Annotated in this window: 21 protein-coding genes and 1 tRNA gene; 14 read left to right on the forward strand and 8 right to left on the reverse strand. The window is 38.5% G+C overall.

What is annotated here, in order from left to right:
* Nucleotides 1–10 precede the first annotated feature (10 nt).
* From B0O44_RS08785 to B0O44_RS24960, 5 genes are all read left to right on the forward strand, one after another.
* Nucleotides 11–355, forward strand: coding sequence for a four-helix bundle copper-binding protein (locus tag B0O44_RS08785; RefSeq protein ID WP_110829390.1), 345 nt, complete (start codon nucleotides 11–13; stop codon nucleotides 353–355).
* Nucleotides 356–629: 274 nt separating this feature from the next.
* Complete coding sequence (locus tag B0O44_RS08790; RefSeq protein WP_245943626.1) at nucleotides 630–3,419, forward strand: multicopper oxidase domain-containing protein; 2,790 nt, start codon at nucleotides 630–632, stop codon at nucleotides 3,417–3,419.
* 10 nt (nucleotides 3,420–3,429) lie between these two features.
* Complete coding sequence (locus B0O44_RS08795; RefSeq protein WP_110829392.1) at nucleotides 3,430–5,982, forward strand: heavy metal translocating P-type ATPase; 2,553 nt, start codon at nucleotides 3,430–3,432, stop codon at nucleotides 5,980–5,982.
* Nucleotides 5,983–6,014: 32 nt separating this feature from the next.
* The gene (locus B0O44_RS08800; protein ID WP_211321344.1) at nucleotides 6,015–6,503 is read left to right on the forward strand and encodes a DUF305 domain-containing protein; all 489 of its coding nucleotides are present in this window, start codon (nucleotides 6,015–6,017) and stop codon (nucleotides 6,501–6,503) included.
* A 218-nt stretch (nucleotides 6,504–6,721) separates the two neighbouring features.
* A tRNA-Met gene (locus B0O44_RS24960) sits at nucleotides 6,722–6,785 on the forward strand.
* A 148-nt stretch (nucleotides 6,786–6,933) separates the two neighbouring features.
* On the opposite strand, the gene B0O44_RS08805 is transcribed toward B0O44_RS24960, so the two are convergent.
* Nucleotides 6,934–9,111, reverse strand: coding sequence for a TonB-dependent receptor (locus B0O44_RS08805; protein ID WP_110829396.1), 2,178 nt, complete (start codon nucleotides 9,109–9,111; stop codon nucleotides 6,934–6,936).
* Between the two features lie 114 nt (nucleotides 9,112–9,225).
* Nucleotides 9,226–9,624: a hypothetical protein gene (locus B0O44_RS08810; protein ID WP_110829398.1), complete on the reverse strand. Its 399-nt coding sequence runs from the start codon at nucleotides 9,622–9,624 to the stop codon at nucleotides 9,226–9,228.
* Between the two features lie 558 nt (nucleotides 9,625–10,182).
* Here B0O44_RS08810 and B0O44_RS08815 point away from each other — a divergent pair.
* Together B0O44_RS08815 and B0O44_RS08820 are read left to right on the forward strand one after the other, a co-directional pair.
* Nucleotides 10,183–10,995, forward strand: coding sequence for a helix-turn-helix domain-containing protein (locus B0O44_RS08815; protein ID WP_245943627.1), 813 nt, complete (start codon nucleotides 10,183–10,185; stop codon nucleotides 10,993–10,995).
* 91 nt (nucleotides 10,996–11,086) lie between these two features.
* Nucleotides 11,087–12,319 carry a TCR/Tet family MFS transporter gene (locus B0O44_RS08820; protein WP_110830384.1) on the forward strand — a complete coding sequence of 411 codons (1,233 nt, stop codon included), beginning with the start codon at nucleotides 11,087–11,089 and terminating at the stop codon, nucleotides 12,317–12,319.
* Between the two features lie 96 nt (nucleotides 12,320–12,415).
* Here the strand turns inward: B0O44_RS08820 and B0O44_RS08825 are convergent, their stop codons facing one another.
* From B0O44_RS08825 to B0O44_RS08840, 4 genes are all read right to left on the reverse strand, one after another.
* A complete protein-coding gene (locus B0O44_RS08825) occupies nucleotides 12,416–13,273 on the reverse strand; it encodes a HipA domain-containing protein (protein ID WP_245943628.1) in 858 nt (285 codons plus the stop codon).
* A gap of 61 nt (nucleotides 13,274–13,334) precedes the next feature.
* Nucleotides 13,335–13,664: a HipA N-terminal domain-containing protein gene (locus B0O44_RS08830; protein ID WP_110829402.1), complete on the reverse strand. Its 330-nt coding sequence runs from the start codon at nucleotides 13,662–13,664 to the stop codon at nucleotides 13,335–13,337.
* Between the two features lie 2 nt (nucleotides 13,665–13,666).
* Nucleotides 13,667–13,885 carry a helix-turn-helix transcriptional regulator gene (locus tag B0O44_RS08835; protein ID WP_110829404.1) on the reverse strand — a complete coding sequence of 73 codons (219 nt, stop codon included), beginning with the start codon at nucleotides 13,883–13,885 and terminating at the stop codon, nucleotides 13,667–13,669.
* A gap of 700 nt (nucleotides 13,886–14,585) precedes the next feature.
* On the reverse strand, nucleotides 14,586–15,470 hold the full coding sequence (locus B0O44_RS08840) for a hypothetical protein (RefSeq protein ID WP_146229789.1): 885 nt from the start codon (nucleotides 15,468–15,470) through the stop codon (nucleotides 14,586–14,588).
* 397 nt (nucleotides 15,471–15,867) lie between these two features.
* Between B0O44_RS08840 and B0O44_RS08845 the strand changes: the two genes are divergently transcribed.
* The 7 genes from B0O44_RS08845 (at nucleotide 15,868) to B0O44_RS08870 (ending at nucleotide 21,557) form a co-directional block, all read left to right on the forward strand.
* Nucleotides 15,868–16,476 carry a porin family protein gene (locus tag B0O44_RS08845; RefSeq protein ID WP_110829409.1) on the forward strand — a complete coding sequence of 203 codons (609 nt, stop codon included), beginning with the start codon at nucleotides 15,868–15,870 and terminating at the stop codon, nucleotides 16,474–16,476.
* Between the two features lie 23 nt (nucleotides 16,477–16,499).
* Nucleotides 16,500–17,558 (forward strand): sensor histidine kinase, encoded by a 1,059-nt coding sequence (locus B0O44_RS08850; RefSeq protein WP_110829411.1) that lies wholly within the window; start codon nucleotides 16,500–16,502, stop codon nucleotides 17,556–17,558.
* Nucleotides 17,559–17,562: 4 nt separating this feature from the next.
* Nucleotides 17,563–18,312: a LytR/AlgR family response regulator transcription factor gene (locus B0O44_RS08855; RefSeq protein ID WP_211321345.1), complete on the forward strand. Its 750-nt coding sequence runs from the start codon at nucleotides 17,563–17,565 to the stop codon at nucleotides 18,310–18,312.
* A 274-nt stretch (nucleotides 18,313–18,586) separates the two neighbouring features.
* Nucleotides 18,587–19,435: a hypothetical protein gene (locus B0O44_RS08860; RefSeq protein ID WP_211321346.1), complete on the forward strand. Its 849-nt coding sequence runs from the start codon at nucleotides 18,587–18,589 to the stop codon at nucleotides 19,433–19,435.
* A 321-nt stretch (nucleotides 19,436–19,756) separates the two neighbouring features.
* A complete protein-coding gene (locus tag B0O44_RS08865; RefSeq protein ID WP_245943629.1) occupies nucleotides 19,757–20,278 on the forward strand; it encodes an RNA ligase family protein in 522 nt (173 codons plus the stop codon).
* 18 nt (nucleotides 20,279–20,296) lie between these two features.
* Nucleotides 20,297–20,464 (forward strand): hypothetical protein, encoded by a 168-nt coding sequence (locus tag B0O44_RS25200; RefSeq protein WP_245943630.1) that lies wholly within the window; start codon nucleotides 20,297–20,299, stop codon nucleotides 20,462–20,464.
* Nucleotides 20,436–21,557 carry an AAA family ATPase gene (locus tag B0O44_RS08870; protein ID WP_245943631.1) on the forward strand — a complete coding sequence of 374 codons (1,122 nt, stop codon included), beginning with the start codon at nucleotides 20,436–20,438 and terminating at the stop codon, nucleotides 21,555–21,557. The genes B0O44_RS25200 and B0O44_RS08870 overlap by 29 nt, the downstream gene beginning before the upstream one ends.
* Nucleotides 21,558–22,031: 474 nt before the next feature.
* On the opposite strand, the gene B0O44_RS08875 is transcribed toward B0O44_RS08870, so the two are convergent.
* Nucleotides 22,032–22,439 carry a hypothetical protein gene (locus tag B0O44_RS08875; protein WP_110829416.1) on the reverse strand — a complete coding sequence of 136 codons (408 nt, stop codon included), beginning with the start codon at nucleotides 22,437–22,439 and terminating at the stop codon, nucleotides 22,032–22,034.
* Nucleotides 22,436–23,824: an MFS transporter gene (locus tag B0O44_RS08880; protein ID WP_110829418.1), complete on the reverse strand. Its 1,389-nt coding sequence runs from the start codon at nucleotides 23,822–23,824 to the stop codon at nucleotides 22,436–22,438. The genes B0O44_RS08875 and B0O44_RS08880 overlap by 4 nt, the downstream gene beginning before the upstream one ends.
* Nucleotides 23,825–23,908 lie beyond the last annotated feature (84 nt).

The raw sequence follows: 23,908 nt of genomic DNA on the forward strand, positions 1-23,908 counted from the left end.
CAGTAAAATTATGTCACATCAAAAATTTCATGACTGTATCCAGGCTTGTGTAGCCTGTGCAGTAGCTTGTAGCCATTGCGCTACCGAATGTTTAAAAGAAGAGGATGTAAAAATGCTTTCCCGTTGTATCCAGTTGGATCTGGAATGTGCTGCAATCTGCCGGTCGGCGGCAGAAGTGATGAGCCTGGGCAGCGAGTATAGCGGAGAGCTGTGCCGTATTTGCGCCGATGTCTGTAATGCCTGCGCCGAAGAATGTGAAAAACATGCCGAAATGGGCATGGAGCATTGCCGGGAATGTGCGGAGGCTTGCCGCGGATGTGCAGAAGCTTGCGAGCAAATGGCAACAGCCGCTTAGATCTTTTTGATAATTCTTACCTGTCCTAAATGATGGGTAAGAATTATTATTATATAGCTCCTCTAAAGTAGAGGTAGCAAAGTTGTCATTGGACTAGTTTCAAGTTTTTTCTACAATTTGAGATTGTTAACTAATTCTAATCATGCAAGAAATGAAACACTGGTGCCTACCAAAAAAAGGCTATATTAACGATCGCTTCATGACCAGCAAATAAAAAGTTTACGAGTTTATTTATGCACATAAAACAATAAAATGTATCAATAATGATAGAACTATGAAAACCATATTAACGGCCTTTTTATTTATCCTCTATTCCATAACTTCTGCACAGGAAATGAAAGGAATGAGAATGCCCAATAACGAAAGTAATAAACAAGAAGGAACTATCTATACTTGTACCATGCACCCGGAAATACAATCAAACAAGGCAGGTAATTGTCCGAAATGTGGGATGAAACTCGTTGTAAAAGAGGCAAAAGTAGCTAAAGCGAAATCTGGGGCAAAGAAGAAAAAAACCTCTCCATCGAAAAGTGAAGGCATGGGTGACATGAAAATGCCAATGAAAGAGAAAGATAGTGGTGAGCCAGCGCAGAAGGTCACTTACACCTGTCCAATGCATTCCGAAATACATGCTGCAAAGCCAGGAAATTGCCCTAAATGCGGAATGAAACTCGTACTGGAAAAACCAAAAGGAACATCACAGAACCATGACGAAATGCCGATGAAAGAAGCGCCAAAAAATCAGGATGGTATGGACGAAATGGAAGGTATGCAAATGGGAGACAATAGCGCAACTGTGGAAAACATCAAAAAAGCTAAAGCTAATTTGGGGCCTATTAAAACCATTGCTGCTAGTCAACAACCTAAAACAGTGCGCTATGATCTTTACGTTGCAGATACCACTGTAACCTATGGAAAAAAAACAAAAAGGGCAATTGCAGTAAATGGGCAGATACCAATGCCAACACTAACTTTTATCCAGGGGGATACAGCACTGATATATGTACATAACAACCTGAATGAAGAGACATCCCTGCATTGGCATGGCCTGTTTTTGCCAAACAAAATGGATGGGGTTCCTTTCCTAACCCAAATGCCTATTAAACCTCATTCTACATACATATATAAATTTCCTATCGTACAGCATGGTACACACTGGTATCATAGTCACAGCGAGCTGCAGGAGCAGATTGGTATGTATGGCGCATTTATTATGAACAAAAGGAAAGAATGGGACATTCCAACTCTTCCAGTGGTCATCAGTGAATGGACGGATATGAAGCCAGAGGAAGTACACCGAAGTCTGAAGAATGCCAACGATTGGTTTGCCATTAAAAAAGGTACTACCCAAAGTTATGCAGAGGCGATCAGAACCGGACATTTCAAAACCAAGGTGACTAATGAATGGAAACGTATGAATGCTATGGATGTAAGTGACGTTTACTATGATACATTTCTAATCAATGGCAAGAACCAGCAATTACAGCCCCAGTTTAAAGCGGGAGACAAAGTAAGGCTTCGTATTGCCAATGGAGGGGCATCTGATTATTTCTGGTTGACTTATTCTGGTGGTAAGATAACTGTCGTGGCTACTGATGGAAACGATGTTGAGCCTGTAGAAGTGGACAGGTTAATCATTGCCGTTTCTGAAACTTACGATGTGGTGGTAACTATTCCGGAAAATAAGAGTTATGAATTTCTGGTGACGCCTGAAGACCGCACGAAGTCGGCCTCTCTGTGGTTGGGTAAGGGAGACAAAGTCCCTGCTCAAAAATTGCCTAAGCTGAAGTACTTTGCCGGAATGAAAATGATGAATGACATGATGGACATGAGCGGCAACATGATCGAAATGGAAGGTATGAAAATGCAAAACCAGGTCATGGATATGAATACCGTCATGTACCCCGAGATAACAGGTGAGGAGAATCCAAAAAAAGAGAATAAAAAAGCAGCCATACCAGGTATGCAAATGCCAAACGATAAAAGTATGGTAGGAATGAATATGGCGGCTGATAACCCGGACATTGTTACTTTAAATTACGGCATGCTCCGTGACCCGAAGAAAACTACTTTACCTAATGGCCCATGGAAAGAACTGAAGTTTGACCTAACAGGGAATATGAACCGTTATGTATGGTCTTTGGATAACAAAACGGTTTCTGAAAGTGACAAAATTCTCATTAAGAAAGGCGAAAATGTTAGGATTATCTTATTCAACAACAGTATGATGCGTCACCCGATGCACCTCCACGGTCATGATTTCAGGGTAGTTAATGGACAGGGGGAATATGCACCTATGAAAAACATCATTGACATTATGCCAATGGAAAGGGATACGCTTGAATTTGCTGCTACAGAACCAGGTGGTGATTGGTTTTTCCATTGCCATATTTTGTACCACATGATGAGCGGTATGGGAAGAGTATTCAGTTATGAAAATTCTCCACCTAATCCAGAAATACCAAATCCGAAATTAGCACAGCGCAAGTTGTTCAGTGACGATAGAGAATTTCATCCTATGGCAAGGATTGGAATTGAAAGTAATGGCAGTGACGGTGAGATTATGATTGCGAACACCCGCTATCGCTTTACAACTGAATGGAGAGTTGGCCTGAAAGCTCACCATGGTTATGAAAGCGAAAGTCATTTTGGAAGATATCTTGGAAAGATGCAGTGGCTCTTCCCTTATGTGGGTTGGGACTTTAGAAAAAGAACAATTGATCCCCTCGACAAAAATATTTTCGGACAATCTTTAGCACCTGGAAACAACCTTTTTGGACAAAGAAATACCAAAAACTTTAGACAGGTATTTCATTTGGGGGTACAGTACACCTTGCCAATGCTAATTGTTGCAGATGCTTCAGTTGATAACAAAGGAAATGTCAGATTTCAATTGATGAGAGAAGATGTACCAATCTCCAAAAGATTACGCTTTCAATTTATGGTCAATACAGACACAGAATATATGGCAGGATTTAGGTACATCGTCACCAAATATTTTGGTCTATCAACTCACTATGATAGTGACATGGGCTATGGTGCAGGACTAACATTAAATTATTAACCTTAACATTATGAAGCATACTTATAAAATAACCGGAATGAGCTGTCAGGGGTGTCGCAGTAAAGTGGAAGATGCCTTAAATAGTATTGACGGGATCTCAGCGAAAGTAACCTTGGAGCCAGCTGAAGCAACAATTATGATGGATAAACATATCCCGACAGAAAAATTGCAGGAAGCGCTTTCTGCTGTTGGAAGTTACAGGATTGAAATGTCCGGTTTTCAAAAGATTACTGAACATAAACATACACCAAATCACTCTAGTCATCATCACCATGGTTCAGCTCATCAGGATCATGGCATCGCTCCGGTTAAGGATAATAAGGACGAAACAGGTGGAGTGTATTACTGTCCCATGCACTGCGAAGGAGATAAAACTTATGATAAACCAGGTCATTGCCCGGTTTGTGGAATGGACTTACTGAAGAAGCCTGTACTAAAGCATACTACTCAATTTACATGTCCTATGCACCCGGAAATTATTAGGGATCAGCCCGGTTCATGTCCAATCTGCGGGATGGATTTGGTGTCGTTAGGGGTTGATTTGGAAGAGGAAGACAAAACCTATGAAACGCTTTTGCGCAAGTTTAAGATTGCAACCATTTTTACCGTACCCATCTTTTTGATTGCAATGTCGGAAATGATACCGGGTAATCCGATTTTCAAGTTAATGGAGCTGAAATATTGGAACTGGGTTCAGTTTGCTTTTTCTATTCCGGTGGTATTTTATGCGACATGGATGTTCTTTCAGCGTGCATGGCAATCCATAGTCACATGGAAACTGAATATGTTTACCTTGATCGGTATTGGTGCGGGGGTGGCTTGGTTGTTTAGTCTTGTCGCCTTGCTTTTTCCTGATGTTTTTCCAGACCAGTTTAAAACCCACCATGGTACGGTCTATGTTTACTTTGAAGCGGCAACCGTTATCCTAACTTTGGTATTACTTGGGCAACTTTTGGAGGCCAGAGCACATAGTAAAACAAATAGTGCGATTAAAGAACTATTAAAGTTAGCCCCAAATACGGCAACAAAAATTGTTGGAGATAAAGAAACGACAGTTTCCATAGATGACATTCAAAAAGGCGATATGTTGCGGGTAAAACCGGGCGAGAAGATACCTGTTGATGGTAGTATTAAAGTTGGAGAGGTGACGATTGACGAGTCTATGATCTCGGGTGAACCTGTTCCGGTTGAAAAGAAACCTGGTGATAAAGTGAGTTCTGGAACCATTAATGGTAATAAAACTTTTGTCATGCTTGCCGAAAAGGTAGGTTCAGAAACACTACTTTCTCAGATCATCGAAATGGTAAATTCTGCGAGTCGTTCAAAAGCACCTATTCAAAAAATGGCTGATAAGATTTCGGGATATTTTGTGCCTGTAGTGGTATTGATTGCCATTGCAACTTTCATAGTTTGGGCAATATATGGACCTGAACCTGCTTATGTCTATACTTTTGTAAATGCGATTGCTGTATTAATCATCGCTTGCCCATGTGCGCTTGGTCTTGCTACGCCAATGTCTGTAATGGTAGGCGTAGGTAAAGGCGCGCAGTCTGGTGTGCTTATCAAAAACGCAGAGTCCCTGGAGAAGATGAGCGCTATTGACGTGGTCATCATTGATAAAACTGGAACGGTTACAGAAGGAAAACCATCGGTTGAAAAGGTCGTTAGTGTAAATCCGGATTTTGATGAAAAGAAAGTCCTTGAAAGAATAGTAGCGTTAAATAGCAGCAGCGAACATCCTTTAGCACAGGCGACATTACGTTATGGGGAAGAAAACAAAATAAAAATTCAACCAATTTCAAATTTTGAAGCTGTAACAGGCAAAGGTGTAATGGGTACTTTAAAAGACGAAAAACTTGCTTTAGGTAACCAGAAACTAATGGAACACGTTAAAGCTAAGATTAATCCTGAATTGGAAGAACAAGTTAAGGCTGCCCAAAAACAAGGAAAGACCGTTTCTTATTTGGCCGTCGGAGATAAAGCCGTTGGTTTTGTGGTTATTTCTGATAAAATCAAGCCCTCGAGTGCAACCGCTATCAAAAAGCTTCAGGAAGAAGGTTTAAAAGTAATTATGTTCACTGGCGATAACGAAGATACAGCAAGAGCAGTTAGCGGAACCTTAAATTTAGATGGTTTTAAAGCAGGAATGCTTCCAGAGGACAAGCTGAATGAAATCAAAAAACTGCAGTCTCAAGGTAAAAAGGTTGCTATGGCAGGTGATGGTATAAATGATGCCCCTGCCTTGTCACAGGCAGATATTGGCATTGCTATGGGTACAGGAACAGATGTCGCCATTGAAAGTGCAGCAATCACATTAGTGAAAGGCGACTTGAACGGAATTGCAAAAGCGAGATTATTGAGCCATAAAGTTATGGGCAATATTAAAGGTAACCTATTCTTTGCCCTTGGCTATAACGTATTGGGAATACCTGTAGCTGCGGGGCTTTTATATCCGTTTTTTGGAATTTTATTGTCACCGATGATAGCTGCACTTGCGATGAGTTTCAGTTCGGTATCTGTTATTCTAAACTCATTGCGCCTTAGAAGTGCAAAAATGGACTAGTTTTTAATTCAAAACACTTAAATCACATAATTATGGAACATAAATATCATAAACAAATGGAAATGTCAAAAAATCATGACGACCATTACAAAAAGTTGCTCATTATGGCGGTACTTTCATTCATAGCAATGTACATTCTAATGTATTCAATGGCAAATAGTCTGGCAAATGTATATCCGAATATTAATCAATTTTATATGGCTGGATTGATGACTATGCCTATGATTATCATTGAACTCCTTTTGATGGGAAAAATGTACAGTAATAAAAAACTCAATATAAGTTTGATTACGATATGTTCAGCTGGATTAATTGCATTTTTCTTATTAATTCAATCCCAAACGGCTGTTTCAGATAAACAATTTTTAAAGGGAATGATCCCACACCATGCAGCTGCAATATTGATGAGTGAACAATCAAAATCTCAAGACCCTGAGATTAAGAAATTACAACTGGAGATCATTTTAAGTCAGCAAAAGGAAATAGAAGTTATGAAAGCAAAGTTGGAATCTTTGAAATAGTACAGTTATTAAAGTCGCTCTTTAATAGTTGTTTGGCTGTGGCAATACCTTTTGTTTGACAAAATTTTTTTGATAAAAAAAAGGAGTGTCAGATATTTGAGGTAATACACATTTTTCGCGGAAAACCGTTACAAATATGTTACGGAACAAAATTTCATGGTTTCAATAAAAGTGATTATATTGCTTCTGTAAGCTAAAAAAGATGATTTTCGTCCTTTATAGGATGGTCAGAGTAGAAGACTCATAATCTTTTGGTCGCTGGTTCGAGCCCAGCTGGGCCCACTGCCCCTCAGAGTATTCTGAGGGGTTTTTTGTGTCTTTTGGGGTGACTTTAAGGACTGAATATGATTTTTGTAAGATGCCCTGAATGATGTTACAAGGTGTTTTTGCTGTAACTTTGAGTTTATAATCTTACGAAAACCTTACAACGTTAATTAAATAATTTAATTCTGATTCCGGCATTAATCACAACTCCGTCTAAGGGGGCATAAATATCTTCGAAGTTTGGATTTGTAATACTACCCGTATAAATACTATTCCAACGGGTTTGCCTGCGATCGGTTAAATTTTCTGCATTTATAAATAAATCGAAACGTTTCCACATCTTTTGTGCCAGTAGACCAAATGTTATATAGCTTTGTCCTATAGTTCCATTATTAAGTAACTGATGGCTGGTGTAAAAACTTTCTGCCCCGAAACGGAAGCTCTTTTCAATCTCATAAGTTACATCCAAGCTAACCCTGTTTCTTGGTGTTAAAGGTTGCGTATTGGATTGGCCGTTAAAATGTTGTTTGGTGTCTGTATAAGTATAGCCAAGATAGAATATAAGTTCATCCATAACCAGTTTGATATTGGTTTCAGCTCCTTTTGTAATCAAATGTCCCGGAGCATTAATCAACTCACTATTTTGTACCATTAACGGCTTATTAACCTTTGTGTAGAAAAAAAGCTGATTGATAGTGATAAAAGCTTCGCTACCAATGGAGCTTCTGTAGTTTAAATCCCCATTTGCACCGTAAGATTGTTCGGCCTTGATGTTACCCATATTTAAAGGTTTGATATTTTGATAGCCATCTTGTTCGCTTTGATCATTAAAAAGTGTTGGCATCTTATAACCAAGACCTCCACCTATACGACTGGTAAAGTGATTGTCAAGTTTAAATAGAGCATTTACCCTTGGCAAAATAAAAAGACCGTTCGATGGTTTATTGGATGCTGGAGAATTTTTATCAAGGCGTAAGCCGCTTTCCATTGAAAACCAATCTGCTATCTTATACGTGTTTTGTATAAATGCGCCTATTGTAGTTAAGTTCTGATCCAAATTGTTTTGTGGCGGGCTTGCGGTAAAATGATCTGTAATTAAATTTGTACCAGCTACCCAATTGGTTCGCTCACCATTTCTTACATAGTTAAATTCACTGAAAGAAGAAAGTTCCTTACCCTTAAAGTTAAATCCTGGTTTACCTAATTGTCTGTCAAAATATCCAACACTATTTTTGAAATTGATACTGCTTTCTTCATCAAATTTATGTGTAAAGGATAGCTGGGTTGAAAAACGAAAGGTTTTATTTCGCTCAAAATACTGGTGGATGTCATCGGTTTTACCGGCAATGACCTGCATATCTCCGCCATAACGGTTTTCGTAAGATGTATTAACTCCAAACCACCCTGAATTTTTCTCATCCAGGTAGAAAAATACTTTGGGTTTAATGGTGAAACGTTTAGTCAGTGGAATAGCAGATAAGCCAATATTAGAGGGATCGTAAGCATTATTGTAATTGTAAGATCCAAATATTGTGGTACCGACGTGCCCCCATTTTCTGGAATAATAGCCACTTGCATCAGCCCCTTTTGCATTGGTACCGTTCAACAAAAAAGTAAGTTCAGGGGCACTTTGAGGCGTTTTGCTGATCAGGTTAACTAATCCAGCAATAGCGCCTCCCCCATAAAGGGTAGAGGCAGAGCCTTTTATAAATTCAACCTGTTTTAAATCCAAAGGACTGATCTGTAGCAAGCTTAAGCTTCCAGAAAAGCCAGAATACAAAGGCATACCATCTTGCAATAATTGTGTGTAACGGCTGTCTAAGCCTTGTATGCGAAAACTAGCTGCCCCACTAACCGCAGAAGTTTGTTGTACATGGATACCTGTTGCTTCCCCTAAAAGCATTTTTATATCCCCGGGTCGCATTGTACTTTTTTCATCAAGCTCTTCCAGTGGCAAGGCTTCTATTCTGGTTGGGATATCCCGGAGGTTTTGATTGGTACGGGTAGTTTGTATATTTACTTCAGTCAATTCGCCTGAGGATGGTTCCAAAGCTATTTCTATTATTGACTCTGGTCGTTGACGCGGAAAGGTATAGACCTTTTCACTTTTACCATAACCAACATAACTTATTTCTATTTCAAATTTTCCATTTGGAATATTGCTGATAAGGATCACGCCATTAGTGTCTGCTTTTACAGTGATCTTTAAATATGGAATAGTGGCGGTAGCACCCTTTAAAACCTCTTTTGTGTTGCCGTTTCTCACTATGGCTTTAAAAGTGTTCTGACCCATTACTAATTGGGAAAATAATATTGATATTATAAGAAAGAAAAAAATCTTCATTGTGAAACTCGGTTTCGGTGCATTGTTTTAGTATGATGTGAACATACGTTTGTCGTTGCACGTATATTGGAAAATAACGTGTTAATTAATTAAAAAGAAGTGTCGTTAATTGAATTAAGCGAGGGGTGGCTTAAACAAATCGTTACAGTAGTCAGAAGTTTGGAATGACTGCCTGAATAAAGTATGTTCCTCATTAACCTCGGAAATTGAAAACACGTTTACAAGAGGTTGACAAAGGAGAATGTTTAATGAATTTGCCTGATGTTGGAATTGCACACCACCAGAATCACTCTGGGGTTTGTCATGTTCATTGTGGCCGAAAATTTCTTTCCCATGTAAAAGATAATCTCCAATGAAATCGACAATATCCAATTCTTCATCAGAGCAGATTTTTGTATAATTTCGATACATACCAGGGATATCCTGCATTAATGAGAAATCACCTAAAGGCAATACCACACTACTTGTTAAAAACAAGCTTGCAAAAAAATAACTGATAATTTTGTTAAACATTCTCCGCAAAGATAAGAAAAACTACTATGCTATACATAGTACCGTAAAAATTATGCTATTTTTATTCTTGTTAAACCTCTTTACGAATAGGTGTTTTTGCAATCCTAAGTAAATGATTTTTAAATTGGTTCGACCTAAATTTGGCGTAGCGTAAAAGACAAGGATATAGTAAGTCTGATATTAAAAACCATAATCCATTTTTTTAGACAAATCACTGATTAAACGTAAATCAGATAGAAAATGGTTCGAGAAACGCCCAGCTGGGCCCACAAAAGAAAAAGCCGTTTTTCGATAAGAAGAACGGCTTTTTTTCTGGTACATTTTAAGCAATATCTTTCAGTCAAAACCGCCATCATAATAGACATATGCTTCAAATTTTATTCATAAATATGCCCACTAAAATAATCTCATACCCTTATTAAGACCAGGGATTCATATAAGATTGAACATTGAACACCTTTTTGCTATAAATGTGCATTTTGCCGACATTTGAACATGGCCCTATTCTTAACCTTGGACAATGTCTATAAATTGTACAACATTGATCCTTCAAAAAAGATGGAAGGGATAGTTGTTCTACATCAGCAGAACCACCCTGAAAAGAAATATACTGAGCATAGTCGCCTGTTTGATGGATTGCTGCTGGGCTTTATGATACAAGGTTCCATGAAAGCCCAAATACATTTTTTAGAATACGAAATCAACGCAGGCGATATAGCAGTTTTGCAACCGCAATTGATGATAGATACAAAATCGCTGAGCGAAAATGCAGAAATAGTGACCATCGGCCTTTCGTTAGATTTTATTGCAGCGTTTCCAATCTTGCATGAGTTTGTCATGAACAATCAAATTCGATGGCAACCCGTTATCAGACTTCAAGATGAAGAAGTAAGGCTAAAAAATGAACTGGTAGAACTTATACAAAACTTCTATCATAAAAGCCAGAGCCCCAGGAAAACTGAAATGCTGCGACACCTCATTATTACCCTTATGTATATGATTTCTGAAGCATATTCGGGTCTGACTGACCATAACAGTTTGGTGAAGAACCGAACACATGAAATCATTGACGATTTCTATATTTTGATTTCAAAGTATGCAACGCAGCAACGGAGTGTTAAATTTTATGCAGAAAAGTTGCATTTGACTCCTCAGTACCTCTCCACTTTTCTGAAGCAAAAAACAGGAAAGTCAGTTTTACAATGGATTGATCATGCCATGATATTGCATGCCAAAACATTGCTGAAATCTTCTGGTTTATCCATCAAACAGATCAGTAATGAGTTGCATTTTGGAGAAACAAGCCTGTTCTGCAGGTTTTTTAAAAGGGTCTCCGGAGTTTCTCCAGGTTTTTTTAGAAATACACAATAGGGAATGCCTGTGAGCAATTATCTTACAAATTGTATGTAAATGCCATAAATGTGTGAAAAAAACAGGCTCAGGTGCTGTTTATTTTTACACCATGAAAAATTCAACGAAAAAAGCAGCTATTGGGTTCATCTTTGTGACTTTGCTGATTGATATTACCGGATGGGGAATCATACTTCCAGTGGTCCCAAAACTGATTAAAGAACTTATTCATAGTGATGTTACAGAGGCTGCCAAATATGGGGGCTGGCTTGGTTTTACCTATGCTTTTACACAATTTATATGTTCACCTGTGGTGGGCAACCTTAGTGATAAATATGGAAGACGCCCTATTATTTTAATTTCTCTTTTTGGGTTTGCTGTAGATTATATATTTCTGGCTTTTGCCCCCTCTATCGGCTGGCTATTCTTAGGAAGAATCATTGCCGGGTTGACGGGAGCCAGTATCTCAACTGCAAGCGCGTATATCGCTGATATCTCAACCGATGAGGACAGGGCTAAAAATTTTGGTATGATTGGGGCTGCTTTGGGACTGGGGTTTATTATAGGCCCAACTATGGGAGGCTTGCTGGGGCATTATGGCGCAAGAGTTCCATTCTATGCTGCAGCCGGGCTATGCATGTTAAATTTTCTGTATGGATATTTTATCCTTCCGGAAAGTTTAGATAAAGATAAACGCAGGGCATTTGATTGGAAACGTGCAAACCCGGTTGGGTCTTTTAAATTCTTAAGAAAACATCCTGAAATTTCAGGTTTGGTCATTGCCCTGACATTGATTTATATTGGTATGCATGCTGTACAAAGTAACTGGCATTTCTTTACCATGTATAAATTTGACTGGACTGAGCGAATGGTTGGTATGTCCCTTGGGGTGCTTGGATTATTGCTGGGATTGGTTCAGGGCATCTTAATCAGATGGACAACCCCTAAGTTGGGAGAGCAGAAAAGCGTTTATTATGGGCTGATGTGTTATGCCCTGGGCTTGTTGTTGTTTGCATTCGCAAATCAAGGATGGATGATGTTTGTTTTCCTGGTCCCTTACAGCCTGGGTGGTATCTGTGGCCCCGCACTTCAATCCGTAATCTCTAAAAACGTTCCATCAAATGAACAAGGCGAACTACAAGGGGCCTTAACAGGCTTAGTGAGTGCAACTTCAATCATAGCGCCACCTTTGATGACCAACTTGTTTTATTACTTTACGCATGACCAGGCACCTGTTCAGTTTTCGGGTGCGCCATTTTTCCTTGCATCGGTTTTAATGGCCATAAGTGTAATGATTATATACTCCGCCTTTCAACGAAAAGGTAAAGAACGGGTTGAAGACTAAAATGACGAATAAGTTTTGTTTTGTATTAATGGCTGATTTAGCTGAAATTATTTATTAATAACCTAAGTGATTTTTTAGTTAAATCAGCCAGTAAACTTACTTTAACCGATTGAGTTTTTCAGTCCAAATATTTTTATAATCCGTTTTATATTCATTGCTCAGAAATGACTGATCTATTAATTTGAATACCTTATCTGTATTTTTGTAATACTTATCCAATATCCTCTTAAGCGTTTTGTCCGAAATCTTTAAGACACTGGCTAACATTTCAAAATCTTTCTTAACGAGCTTCTTCTTTTTACCATTCAAGCTAAGCGCAACATCCTCCTTATCCTTTGGATTAATCAAGTTACTATTGATTAGGTCATAAGCTGGAGAAAGAAGGATTTGACCTTCTCGATGGAGTACGGAAAAATTCTTCATATGCATATCATTATTCCCAGACAGGAAAGAGAATACCAAAAGCTCGAAATAGTTAACCAAATCCAAGCCAGAGTTTGTACAATACTTAGTTATCAGTTTTCCGCAGCGTTCGTATGAACTGTTATATTTCTGTTCTGTCTGGAATTCTCCAATCTGACAAAAATCCTCCATATGTATTTTTTGCCTTTTCTCTCTATCAAATCTTTTAGCAATATATACCATCTGGCCATCAGAAGCTTTAAGCAAGCAGTGCTGACAGGTATTCAGTTTAAATATTGCTGCCAGGTGCATAGTCAGGTCTTCTGCTTCTGGCATTTGTTCATAGTGGATATTCTGTGGCTTTAAGATGTAATTCCCCCATAGTCCAACAATAGTAAGCCGTTTTTCAGCTCCTTTCACATCTTCAAGTTCAACCGAAAGCTTCGGTTGCACGCCAGTTACTGAAATTCTATTGTTAACTGTTGTTTTTGCAAGATCATTAAAGAGGTCTTTATTTAAAGTCAATACAGGTAGTTCAGTTATTCCAAACATTTTTTTACAACATTTGCTATGGAATGTTCCTTTATCAACTGATTGGTAACAAAATGGACATTTATTCACTTCCAACCTCCTCTCCGATAACCGTTACAGCGCCAATAGTATCCCTGCATAGTGTAGCCAATAGTTCAAAACGATCATTGCTTTTAAAATTCCAATATTCTTTTGCAATATTTAGAAGCCACCCCTCCGGGATCAGTCCATCAAAAAAGGGGAATAGAATATTACTGTTATAAGGATAATTAGAAATGGGTAAGGTAAGACTTATTGGCTTAGCTTCTGACTGTTTAAGGTAGGTACTGTCGTATGAAAACCGATAACCAAAATCTGTTTTTTCAAGATAACCTGCCAGAGTTTTATCATAATATACCTTTGCTCTGTTCATTGTTAGTTTTCCTCCTCTTCTATGTGATCAAGGTCAGTAATCCCTACTTGTTTACCAAAAAGAGCCAGCACCTGATTAACTTTATCTAATCGAAGAGTAGCTTTACCTCGTTCCAGTTCGCGAACAAAGCGGAGACCCACACCAGATTTAAATGCAAGATCAGCTTGGGAAAGCTTTAACGCTTTTCTTTTTTCTTTGATAAATGTTATAATTGGTGTCATTTTATACCCTTTTGGGTACTAATTTAGTGAAAATAATTTAAATAGTACCCGATGGGGTATATTTTATATGTAGATGGATTTTTTATACCTTATCGGGTATAACTTTATGTATTGTTGAGTAGATCAGATAAAGAGACACCTTATTACTAATTCCATTTTTTCATTAAATTTAGTGGTTAGCTATATAATTCATTTTTTTACTCAAATCTGTGATTAAACTTAAATCACACAAAAAATGGTTCGAGAAACGCCCAGTTGGGGCCACAGAGTGAAAAAGCTGTTTCTTGATTCAAGAAACAGCTTTTTCATTTCAAAACGCAGATTTTTAGCCTCCATCACTGAATTAGGCAGTCGTTCAGCAGTCAGGTTCAATAAGAGTTTTTTGTTGAACTTCAGGGAAAAATGTTAAGTAAAAGTTCGGGCAAACAATCATTTTTGGCTACTGTTACTGCAAAGGTGTTTGCCTATTATAGGTGAAGCTATGGGACTTATTTAGTAAAGTATTGTGTATTTTATACTAAATGGAGGAAATATTTTGAACCCAATCATTTCCTATATTTAACGTGAATGATAAAAGTAAATGGCTGAATAATCAATCGCTTCGCAAATTAAATTATTCAGCCATTTAGAAGACGGGGCGCAAGGGGCACTTTCCTACACCCTTATTAGACTTGTACCCCTTCTCTCAGCTATACAGCTCTTATTTTCCATAACTGAATGAGGTGGTCAGGGTGGTGTTTGCCGTATTTCCATTGCTGGTGGTTGCACTCGAAGCGACCTGTTTCACTGGCAGATTAACCATATTATATTGGTAGCTATTTTTGGTAAGCGTCACAATGGAATCTTTTTTTGAATTGATATTTACATAAGTAACCGATATCTTCTCCAATGCATTCTGTTCGCTGAATTCCTCTCCCTGGCCAGACAAAATCAGGTATGGCAATAATGGATTGGTAGAGTAGGAAGGATGCCCGTCATAACCAGATACTTTGAGCTTGTAAAGGATATCCTTTCCGGAAAACCCTGTAACCTGTCTAACATTCCTATCATTGCTATAATCGAATTTGGCGATCAGACTATCTTTTTCACCTTTCAGCAAAGTCGCCATACGGATCACTTTGTTTTGGGAATCATATCCGTAAACCGTTGTGCTTAAAGCACCGCTGACAGAAGGTGTTGTGACCACCTTGCGTGCGATATTTCCCCGGCTGTCCAGTTCAAATACTGAAGTACGGATTTGAAGCGATTTTCCATTTGGTAAAGGCTGCCCATAAGTGATGACTTTCAATAGTTTCCCTTGAACGTTATAAATACAGGAATCCCTTTGTACCAATTCTCCACGTGTTGTTGTCATAATGACTTGTAAGGGGTTTTTATTGGCACCATAGGTGATCTTTGTAAGACCTCCTTCGCCTTCTTCTTTAATTCCTGTAAGCTGTTCTGCTTTAGGTTCCACTGATGGGTTTGTGGGTAAACTGGAGTTATCCTCTCCAGGACCGGCAATAGGTCCAGGTTTACAGGATAGGAACAGGCTAACGGACAGTGCAAAAAACAAATAGGATTGGGCTGTTCTTTTTTTTAGCATAATTTTCATTTTTTTAAGATGGATGATTAATGGTTTGTAAATCATGAATATGGCCACAAAAAAAAGCTTAAAATCAGTTCCTGTTTTATAAATTTGACTATTGGTCCTATCGCTTTGACGAACTGCTGTGAATACAGTTCATAAAAATCAGTAAGGTCCATATGGCAAAATTCAGCTCATTCCGAACCTGGGTTTTTAATATAGCGGATATGGCTATGATGACGGGCATGGAGATTGTTTTTCCAGATATGTATACAAGCAAAAAAGAGACAGGTGTCCCGTAGGCAGATACCGGACAGCCCGCCAGATGAACCAGGTGTCCTTGCTGGGCTGCCCTTGGTCAAAGAGTTTTCAATAACTGTGTGAAATGCTCCTCCTTTGAGGAAAATTTTATAAAATGAAAACACGATTTAAGAAAAAAAAACTGCTTTTATTGCCTTTGATGGCCATTGCTTTGTTCAGCATCCCTGCAAATGCCCAAAATTCCAGTCCTATCCATATCGGGTTAAAGGCAGCGGGAAATTTCTCCAGCCTTTCGTTTTCTTCAGAGGGATTGACCTCTAAGTATGCACCGGGCTTTTCTGCGGGGGCTTTTGCCCGTGTGGATATTGCCAGATTGTATGTTCAGGGGGAATTGTTGTACTCGAGAAAAACCGCGGAACTTGATGCTGGCAGTCTTGGTAGAGCGAAAGCGAGCTGGAACAGTATAGAGGCGCCGGTGTCGCTGGGCTATAAGATTTTGAAAACTGACCGGACCAGTCTCCGGGCATATGGTGGCGGTGTTTATTCTTATGTATTGAATGACCATGCTTCACTGCTTGGCGAAGTTAAGACATCTTTCAATGCGTTTGACAAATCAAATATTGGCTATCAGGTGGGCGTAGGTGTTGATTTGCGCCGTCTAACCCTGGACCTGCGTTATGAAGGCAGTTTGAGTAACCTGAGCAGTCAGTTCAAATCGCGTCCAAGTTCGTTCCAGGTCAGTGTAGGTTTCATGATCTTCTAAAAAATCTTTCTAATTTTATTTTGATGAAACAAATCCTTGGCGGTACCCACCGAATTTTTATCAGTGTTTTTTGGCTGATCCTTGTTCTGACACTCTGGGGACAGATCTGCCGTGAATTTTCATTGTGGACGGCTCTTGGTCAGGCGATAGCGATTCTAGCTATGGTTTTTCCTACAGCCCACCTGCTTAGTGATGTCTGGCTGCCCAGAGCTCTGGCCCGGAAAACAATGAAGGTATTTGCCTTGCAGGCCATTGGAATGGTTTTGCTCCAGGCCTTTCTCATGGGGTTAATCGAGGTCTTGTTTTATAGGATGTTTACACATGGAACCTTAGTGGATAACCCTTTGAAGCTGTCCAGTTTTGGGACCTGGAGAGCCAGGTTTTATAGTTCGATCCCATCTGTCCTGCTGATCAATGGGACGGCTTGTGGTTTCCGTTTTTATCATGAGCACAACCGGATAGAAAAGAATCATGCGAGGCTACAGCAGGCGCACCTGGAAGCACAGCTCAGGATATTGCAGGATCAGATCAATCCGCACCTGATGTTTAATGTGCTGAACCATATCCATATTCTGATGCAGAAAAACGTGGAACTGGCTTCTGTATTGCTGGTGAAGTTTTCAGATATCCTCCGCTATCAATTGTATGAGTGTAACCATGAATTTGTCTTGCTGGAACGGGAAGTCAAATACCTTAAGGACTTGGTAGCGGTTGAAAAGATTCGCTGGGGAGAAGAATTGAACGTAGATTGTATCTGGAATATGGATGATGGAAAGAGGGCTATTGTCCCTCTTTTACTTGTTCCGTTTGTAGAAAATGCGTTTAAGCATGTTTCCCGTTTGCCTTCTGAAAAGGGTTTTGTGAACCTGGTTTTAAAAGAAGAGAACAGTACGCTTTTCTTTGTTGTTGAAAATTCCAGTTCTGCGCAGCAGCCACGTAAAAATAACGGTCATGGTTTAGGTCTGGAGAATGTCCGTAAAAGACTTGATATTTTGTATGCGGATCGCCATGAACTGGTCATAGAAAAAACAGCTAATCTGTTCCGGATTGCCTTAACTTTGCAATTAAAATCTAATATTTAGTCTGATGAGCCTTAATCCAAACCCAGTATCTAATGAATCTCCAATGCAGTGTCTGGTCATTGACGATGAGCCTTTGGCCAGAGAGGGAATTATCGATTTTATAGCTAAACTGGATTTTTTACAAGTTGCTGGTACTTGTTCTACAGCTATGGAGGCCTCTGAATATATTCAAAAAGGTAATATTGACCTGCTTTTTCTGGATATTAATATGCCTTATCTTTCAGGACTTGAGTTTCTGGAATCCCTTGAACATCCGCCTTTAACGATTTTAACAACAGCTTATTCTGAGCATGCGATGGAGGGTTACCGCTTGCAGATTGTAGATTATCTGCTTAAACCGATCACCTTTAAACGTTTTTATCAGGCTGCTTTAAAGGCCAGACAATTTTACCTGATGAGTTTAACGCCTAAAAACCCTAGGCCCATAGATACATTTTTATATGTTCGGCAAGGGGATTGTTTTCTGAAAATCTCCTGGGTAGATATATTGTATATAGAGGGAATGCAGAATTATGCCAAGCTGCATTTTAAAGACCGGGAACTGGTGATCCACCAGACGATGATATCCCTGGAGGAAACTTTGCCCGGGGATAATTTCTTCAGGATCCATAAATCTTTCCTGATCAATATTGCGCATATTGATTCTGTTTCAGGCGGCCGTGTTTTTATCAATGGCCAGGAACTGCCAATTTCCCGGACGCGCCGGGAGGATTTGCTTAAGGAAGTGGTGTACACAAAATTGTTAAGCCGTTAGTTCTTTTTACTGAAATTCCACTTCATTAAATCGAAATACCTCAACCAAAAGAAAAGCCTCTTTTGCAAGATACTTCACTACCTGCATCTGCTTAATATCTGAAATGTTCGCAGCCAAAACATGCAGATATTCAATTCAATAATAGAAATTAACATTTCACCCTTTGTTTTTGCTACTTCACTAAAAATTAAGTTCAAGACCTTTTGGTTAAGGATACTTTTGCATCACCGAAAAAATAAAACCAATTATTCGGGTGTGTTAAATTCGTATTGAAATGAAAAAAATGTTAGCATTATTGTTTGCCATATCTACTGTTAGTGTATGCGCGCAAACTAAAAAAATTGATAAAATAATTAAAAAAGATCATTCGGTAATTGAGGCAACCGTATCAAAAATCTCAGATAAAAGTATAGAATATGTTTTTTCTGGAGAGACGTTAGTCAATAGTTTAGATGTCTCTCAAATTGTTCGTATTGAGTTTGCAAATGGCAGAAAGCAAAATTTTAATAGTGCCCCTGCTGAGGCTCCGTCACCAAAACCAATTGCGGAATCGGTTTCAAAGAGCGCGTCGCCCGAAGTACAGATTCTTAAACCAAATACCATTGCGGTGTTGCCAGCTCCATTTGTAAATTCAGAAAACCTGTCTAGCTCTGAAGAAATGGCGAAATTTGCACAAAGTGATATATACAATAAACTGGTTGCAAAGCTGACCAACATATTTCCATTAGTCGTGCAAGATGTCAGAACAACTAACAGCTTATTAAGAAAAGCAGGAATCGATTATAAAAATATAGATGAAACCCCAATTGAAGATTTGCAAAGAATTTTAGGTGTTGATAATATTTTAGCAGCGAAAGTTTCTTACAGTTTAAAAACCATGCAAACATCAACCGGTTTTGGTTCTACAAATGCTAAAGTTGAAGATCATAAAATAAAAGGTACTGATTTTTCAAGTGCAAACTCGACAACGAGCAGCTTATATGATTACAATGTATATTTCGATTTTTATAAAAATACATCGAAAATATACACAGAAACCCGTTCGCCGGTTTTTAAAACTAAAGATGCCTGGATGGATTCCATTAGCTATTTGTTAAAAAGATGCCCGATTTATAAAAAATAAAATTCAATCTCAAAAAGGACTATCTTATCTGCATTGGTTTTTTACTCTAATGCAGATTTTTTTGTCATATTTTTGAAATGAAGTCAATCATTAGTGTGTTATAAATCTCTTGATCGCTGATTCTAGTCCACTAAGGGCAATACTAAAGAAGTCGTTAAAAAGTATCCTTTGAAAAGAAAAACCAAATCTTTTGTTACTTTTGCAAATACATCAACTGTTTAAGTCTTGAGTCATGTAATATCATTTCGCATACACTGTTAAATGACCTTTCCCAGTCGGGAAGGGAGTAATTACTATTTTTTTAATTTTACTTATTACAATATGGCTATTTCACAAAAATATGGTCGTACTTTTCATTATCCGTTTTCGCCTGGAACAACAAGTGATGATAGGATTCAGTACGACTATTGGAAATATTTACAAGAAATACAGACGCTGATACATACAGAAAAACTAGATGGAGAGAATAACTGTTTGTCCAAGCATGGTGTATTTGCCCGCTCACATGCAGCTCCGACTACATCACCCTGGACAGAGAGTCTAAGACGGTTTTGGAAACTCGTTAAATACGACCTTGGCGACCTGGAGTTCTTTATGGAAAACCTGTACGCAGTCCACTCAATAGAATATCGTAATTTAGAACATCATTTTTATGTGTTCGGAATTCGGGAACATGATCGTTGGTTAAGCTGGGAAGAAACCCAGTTTTATGCTAATCTACTTGATTTGGCTACAGTTCCTGTTGTTAAAATTGAACAGAAGCCGGAAAATAGAGCGCAGTTTGAAAAGGAAATGCTAATGCTGGTTAATGGTCCAGGTGCGTTTGACCCTTACGATGTTTAGGACAAATCAGAAACCACCATGGAGGGGATTGTTACCAGAAATGTTGAGGGGTACACTGTCGATGATTTTGCACAAAATGTATTTAAATATGTGCGTAAAGGGCATGTTAAAACAGATGATCATTGGACAAGAAAGTGGAAACGTGCATCCTTAATAAATGAAGGAGGTGGTTATGTGGACTATTAGTGAAAACAAACAATGGGCTGATCTCGAAAGTCGATTTGATTGGGTGAGACATATGAAAGAGGTCCCACAAGATCCTCGTTATCATGCAGAGGGCGATGTAGCAATACATACGCAAATGGTATTGAAAGCTTTGCAAAACGAACCGGCTTTTCAGCAGCTATCGGCACAAAATCAGGAGATTTTATGGGCTGCGGCTTTGTTGCATGATGTAGAGAAATACACCACTACAGTTCATGAAACTGATGGGAGCATTACCTCAAATGGACATGCGCGCAAAGGAGCGCAGTTTGCCAGGCAGCTGCTGTACTTTAATGAACCTGCACCTTTTGCTATTCGTGAACAAATTGTGGGTTTAATCAGGTATCATGGCTTGCCTATCTGGTTATTCGAAAAACCAAACCCTTTAAAAGCTTTAGTAAAAGCAAGTTTGGAAGTTAATTTGGAATGGCTGTGCTTGTTGGCAAAGGCCGATATGTTAGGCCGTATTTGCAACGATCAGGAAGAGATGTTGTATCGCGTCGCTTGTTTTGAAGAGTACTGCAAAGAAAATCAATGTTGGGGTAATGCGAGACGGTTTGAATCAGAGCAGGCACAAATGTACTATATGCAAAATGAGGATGCCTATCTGGATTATATTCCGTTTGAAGCGCAGGGAGCAGAAGTTATTCTGATGTGTGGTTTGCCGGGTGCAGGAAAGGATAGTTATGTTAAAGCGCATTATAATGATTGGCCAATCATTTCGTTGGATGGTATTCGTAATGAAAGGAGGATACTGCCAACGGATAAAGCGGGTAATGGACGGGTGATACAGGAGGCAAAAGAACGAGCAAGGGTTTTCTTAAGAAAACAACAATCTTTTGTGTGGAATGCCACGAATACAACCAGTCAGATGCGTATGCAGTTGATCGATCTGTTCCTAACTTATAATGCAAAAATAAATATTGTGTATATCGAGGTGCCATATCATAGTTTGCACAACCAGAATAAAAATAGAGAGGATGTGGTGCCAGCGGGAGTGTTAGATAAATTGGTTCGTAAACTAGAGGTACCTGCATTATGGGAGGCACATAAAGTGGTTTATCAAATCAGATAATAAGGTTGTAACACCTATTTAACCAAATCATTGATTAAGCATAAATTATATAGGAAATGGTTCGGGAGACGCCTTCGGACCTACCTTAAAAAAGCCACTTTTCGTTAAGAAAAGTGGCTTTTTTAAGGTAGGTTGTCTTATACAAGTATTTTGGAATTGACTAGCCCTTTTCTTTCCATACCAGAGGTTGAATTCCTATAATTAAGTTTTCTTTGTCAAATACGACCTTTATGACTTCTTTAGGCTGTTCAGGAGCATCATCATATGCATATTGAATGGTTAGATAATTGCTACCGTTGATGAGTTGCAGTATTTCCTCGATCAGAGATTTTTGTCAAAAATGGATACTTTAAAAATTAAATTAGTAATCTTAGTAAAATAAAACCTGATCCCATGAGGATCAGCCCGAACCACAATTATTTAAACTCTTACAAAAACCTTACAACATTTATGGCAACTGGAGATCCAGTAGTTTTAAACGGCCCATTGTTCAACCAGATGATACCATAGTGCTTTTTTCTGATGAATAACAAATACAGCAGATGACTGTCTCTTTGTTATCAAATCATCTGTAAATTGAGCTTCTGTAAATTGAACAAGGACATGGTGCGATGTGCTATAACCTTTTAAATCGCTTACTTGTATTTTTCTTGTCGGGAACTGGCCATAAACAGATGTTAACCATGTTAAAAAAGTCTGATAATTGATTTCGTTTCCATCTCCGGTTATCATAGCAAAGGACGAATCGAATGAGGTTGAAATGCGCTGATATAAAGTATCTTTGCCCGATGCAGTGCCATTGAACCAAATTTCAATATTTTTGCAAAATTCCTTTACTTGTTGTTTTGCAATAGTTACGTTTAAACTGTCTGGAGTTTTCATATTATAATAGGCTTAAATTGTTTTTTATGGATTACTTTATAGAAAGCTATACTCATTAGCTGAACGATTCCAATGGTTCCTAAAGCTATTGCAAAAGCGGAAGAATAACCGATTACTTCACTGAGGCTAAAGAATATCGTGCCTATTATGGCTCCTCCCAATACACCACCTATTTGCATGATGGTACTGACTATACCGGAGGCCTGGCCAGCTTGATTGAGGGATATGGTTTGAATACTCTGTTTCATCATCACGGGCATTATTAATCCATGACCGAGGCCCGCAAATAAAAATAAGATATGCGTAATTGCATGTGGCTTTTCTGACCAATAGAATAATACTCCCAATACTATAAAAGAAACGAATAGTAAACCCAGTGCTGATTTGATCCAAAAAGAATTGTTTTTAAGTACTCTGGCAAAAAGTAAAGGGCCCAGAAAGAATCCGATTCCATATGGTACTATTGCAATCCCGGATGCGAGTACCCCCCAGGTTAGATGTGATTGCAGGTAATAGGGGTAGCATATAAAAAGACCTGAGGTGAAATTGTAAAATAGGATAATCGGCAGGTTGTAAGCAAATGTTTTGTTTTTGAACAAACGCAAGGAAATCAATACAGGTTGGTTGCGCTTTTCTCTATCTTGTTCATACTTAACAAATAAACCGAGTAAGATAAAACTGAATAGAATAACTGTAAAGATCCACCAGGCCCAGTTAAAGGTTCTGCCGTAGATAAGTGGGGTAATAAAGGACAGAAGACTACTGATAATCAGGAGTACACCTATGTAATCAAGTTTTTGTTTTTGTACTGGTTCTTTAGGCATTGTGCCATAAATACCATATAGACAAACACCTGCTACAGGGATATTGACCAAAAATATAAGTTCCCAACTTAATCCCCAGAGGTTTAAGTCTAGTAATATTCCCCCAAATAGTTGACCAATAATTGCCGCTAATCCAAATACAGCACCAAATATTCCGAGCGCTTTTGGTCTTTCTGCATCATTAAATAAAATTTTGATTGAAGCTAAAACCTGAGGGCCCAATAAAGAAGCACCAATCCCTTGTATAAACCGGGAAAATATAAGCCCATTGATAGAAGGAGAAACTGCGCAGGCTAAAGAAGAAAATAAAAAGATCCACAAGCCCAGCGTAAATATTTTTCTTCGGCCGTAGATATCACCTAATTTTCCACTGCAAACGACAAGAGCAGCATAGGTCAAGCCATAGATTGCAATTACCATTTGAAGTTGGTTTTCTGTAGCTTGAAAAGAGGATTTTATTGCTGGCAAAGCCATATTGACAATAAAATAATCCAGTGGGGATAAAAATGCACCGATTACCAAATAGCGTAGTATAAGCCATCTGTTTTTATATTCGTTCATGAATTTGTTTTTTTATTTCTTTGCAAAGAAAATAGAGTAGATACAAATTAAATTGTATTTTAAAAGGTTTTTATTGTGTACACT

Origin of the sequence: Pedobacter nutrimenti (genome assembly GCF_003208655.1) — a bacterium.
In the GTDB taxonomy this organism is placed as follows: Bacteria; Bacteroidota; Bacteroidia; order Sphingobacteriales; family Sphingobacteriaceae; genus Pedobacter; species Pedobacter nutrimenti.

Coding starts and splice junctions, on each gene's coding strand:
- B0O44_RS08785 (WP_110829390.1), top strand. CDS start 11: ATGTCACATCAAAAATTTCATGACTGTATCCAGGCTTGTGTAGCCTGT.
- B0O44_RS08790 (WP_245943626.1), top strand. CDS start 630: ATGAAAACCATATTAACGGCCTTTTTATTTATCCTCTATTCCATAACT.
- B0O44_RS08795 (WP_110829392.1), top strand. CDS start 3,430: ATGAAGCATACTTATAAAATAACCGGAATGAGCTGTCAGGGGTGTCGC.
- B0O44_RS08800 (WP_211321344.1), top strand. CDS start 6,015: ATGGAACATAAATATCATAAACAAATGGAAATGTCAAAAAATCATGAC.
- B0O44_RS08805 (WP_110829396.1), bottom strand. CDS start 9,111: ATGAAGATTTTTTTCTTTCTTATAATATCAATATTATTTTCCCAATTA.
- B0O44_RS08810 (WP_110829398.1), bottom strand. CDS start 9,624: ATGTTTAACAAAATTATCAGTTATTTTTTTGCAAGCTTGTTTTTAACA.
- B0O44_RS08815 (WP_245943627.1), top strand. CDS start 10,183: ATGGAAGGGATAGTTGTTCTACATCAGCAGAACCACCCTGAAAAGAAA.
- B0O44_RS08820 (WP_110830384.1), top strand. CDS start 11,087: ATGAAAAATTCAACGAAAAAAGCAGCTATTGGGTTCATCTTTGTGACT.
- B0O44_RS08825 (WP_245943628.1), bottom strand. CDS start 13,273: ATGTTTGGAATAACTGAACTACCTGTATTGACTTTAAATAAAGACCTC.
- B0O44_RS08830 (WP_110829402.1), bottom strand. CDS start 13,664: ATGAACAGAGCAAAGGTATATTATGATAAAACTCTGGCAGGTTATCTT.
- B0O44_RS08835 (WP_110829404.1), bottom strand. CDS start 13,885: ATGACACCAATTATAACATTTATCAAAGAAAAAAGAAAAGCGTTAAAG.
- B0O44_RS08840 (WP_146229789.1), bottom strand. CDS start 15,470: ATGCTAAAAAAAAGAACAGCCCAATCCTATTTGTTTTTTGCACTGTCC.
- B0O44_RS08845 (WP_110829409.1), top strand. CDS start 15,868: ATGAAAACACGATTTAAGAAAAAAAAACTGCTTTTATTGCCTTTGATG.
- B0O44_RS08850 (WP_110829411.1), top strand. CDS start 16,500: ATGAAACAAATCCTTGGCGGTACCCACCGAATTTTTATCAGTGTTTTT.
- B0O44_RS08855 (WP_211321345.1), top strand. CDS start 17,563: ATGAGCCTTAATCCAAACCCAGTATCTAATGAATCTCCAATGCAGTGT.
- B0O44_RS08860 (WP_211321346.1), top strand. CDS start 18,587: ATGAAAAAAATGTTAGCATTATTGTTTGCCATATCTACTGTTAGTGTA.
- B0O44_RS08865 (WP_245943629.1), top strand. CDS start 19,757: ATGGCTATTTCACAAAAATATGGTCGTACTTTTCATTATCCGTTTTCG.
- B0O44_RS25200 (WP_245943630.1), top strand. CDS start 20,297: ATGGAGGGGATTGTTACCAGAAATGTTGAGGGGTACACTGTCGATGAT.
- B0O44_RS08870 (WP_245943631.1), top strand. CDS start 20,436: ATGAAGGAGGTGGTTATGTGGACTATTAGTGAAAACAAACAATGGGCT.
- B0O44_RS08875 (WP_110829416.1), bottom strand. CDS start 22,439: ATGAAAACTCCAGACAGTTTAAACGTAACTATTGCAAAACAACAAGTA.
- B0O44_RS08880 (WP_110829418.1), bottom strand. CDS start 23,824: ATGAACGAATATAAAAACAGATGGCTTATACTACGCTATTTGGTAATC.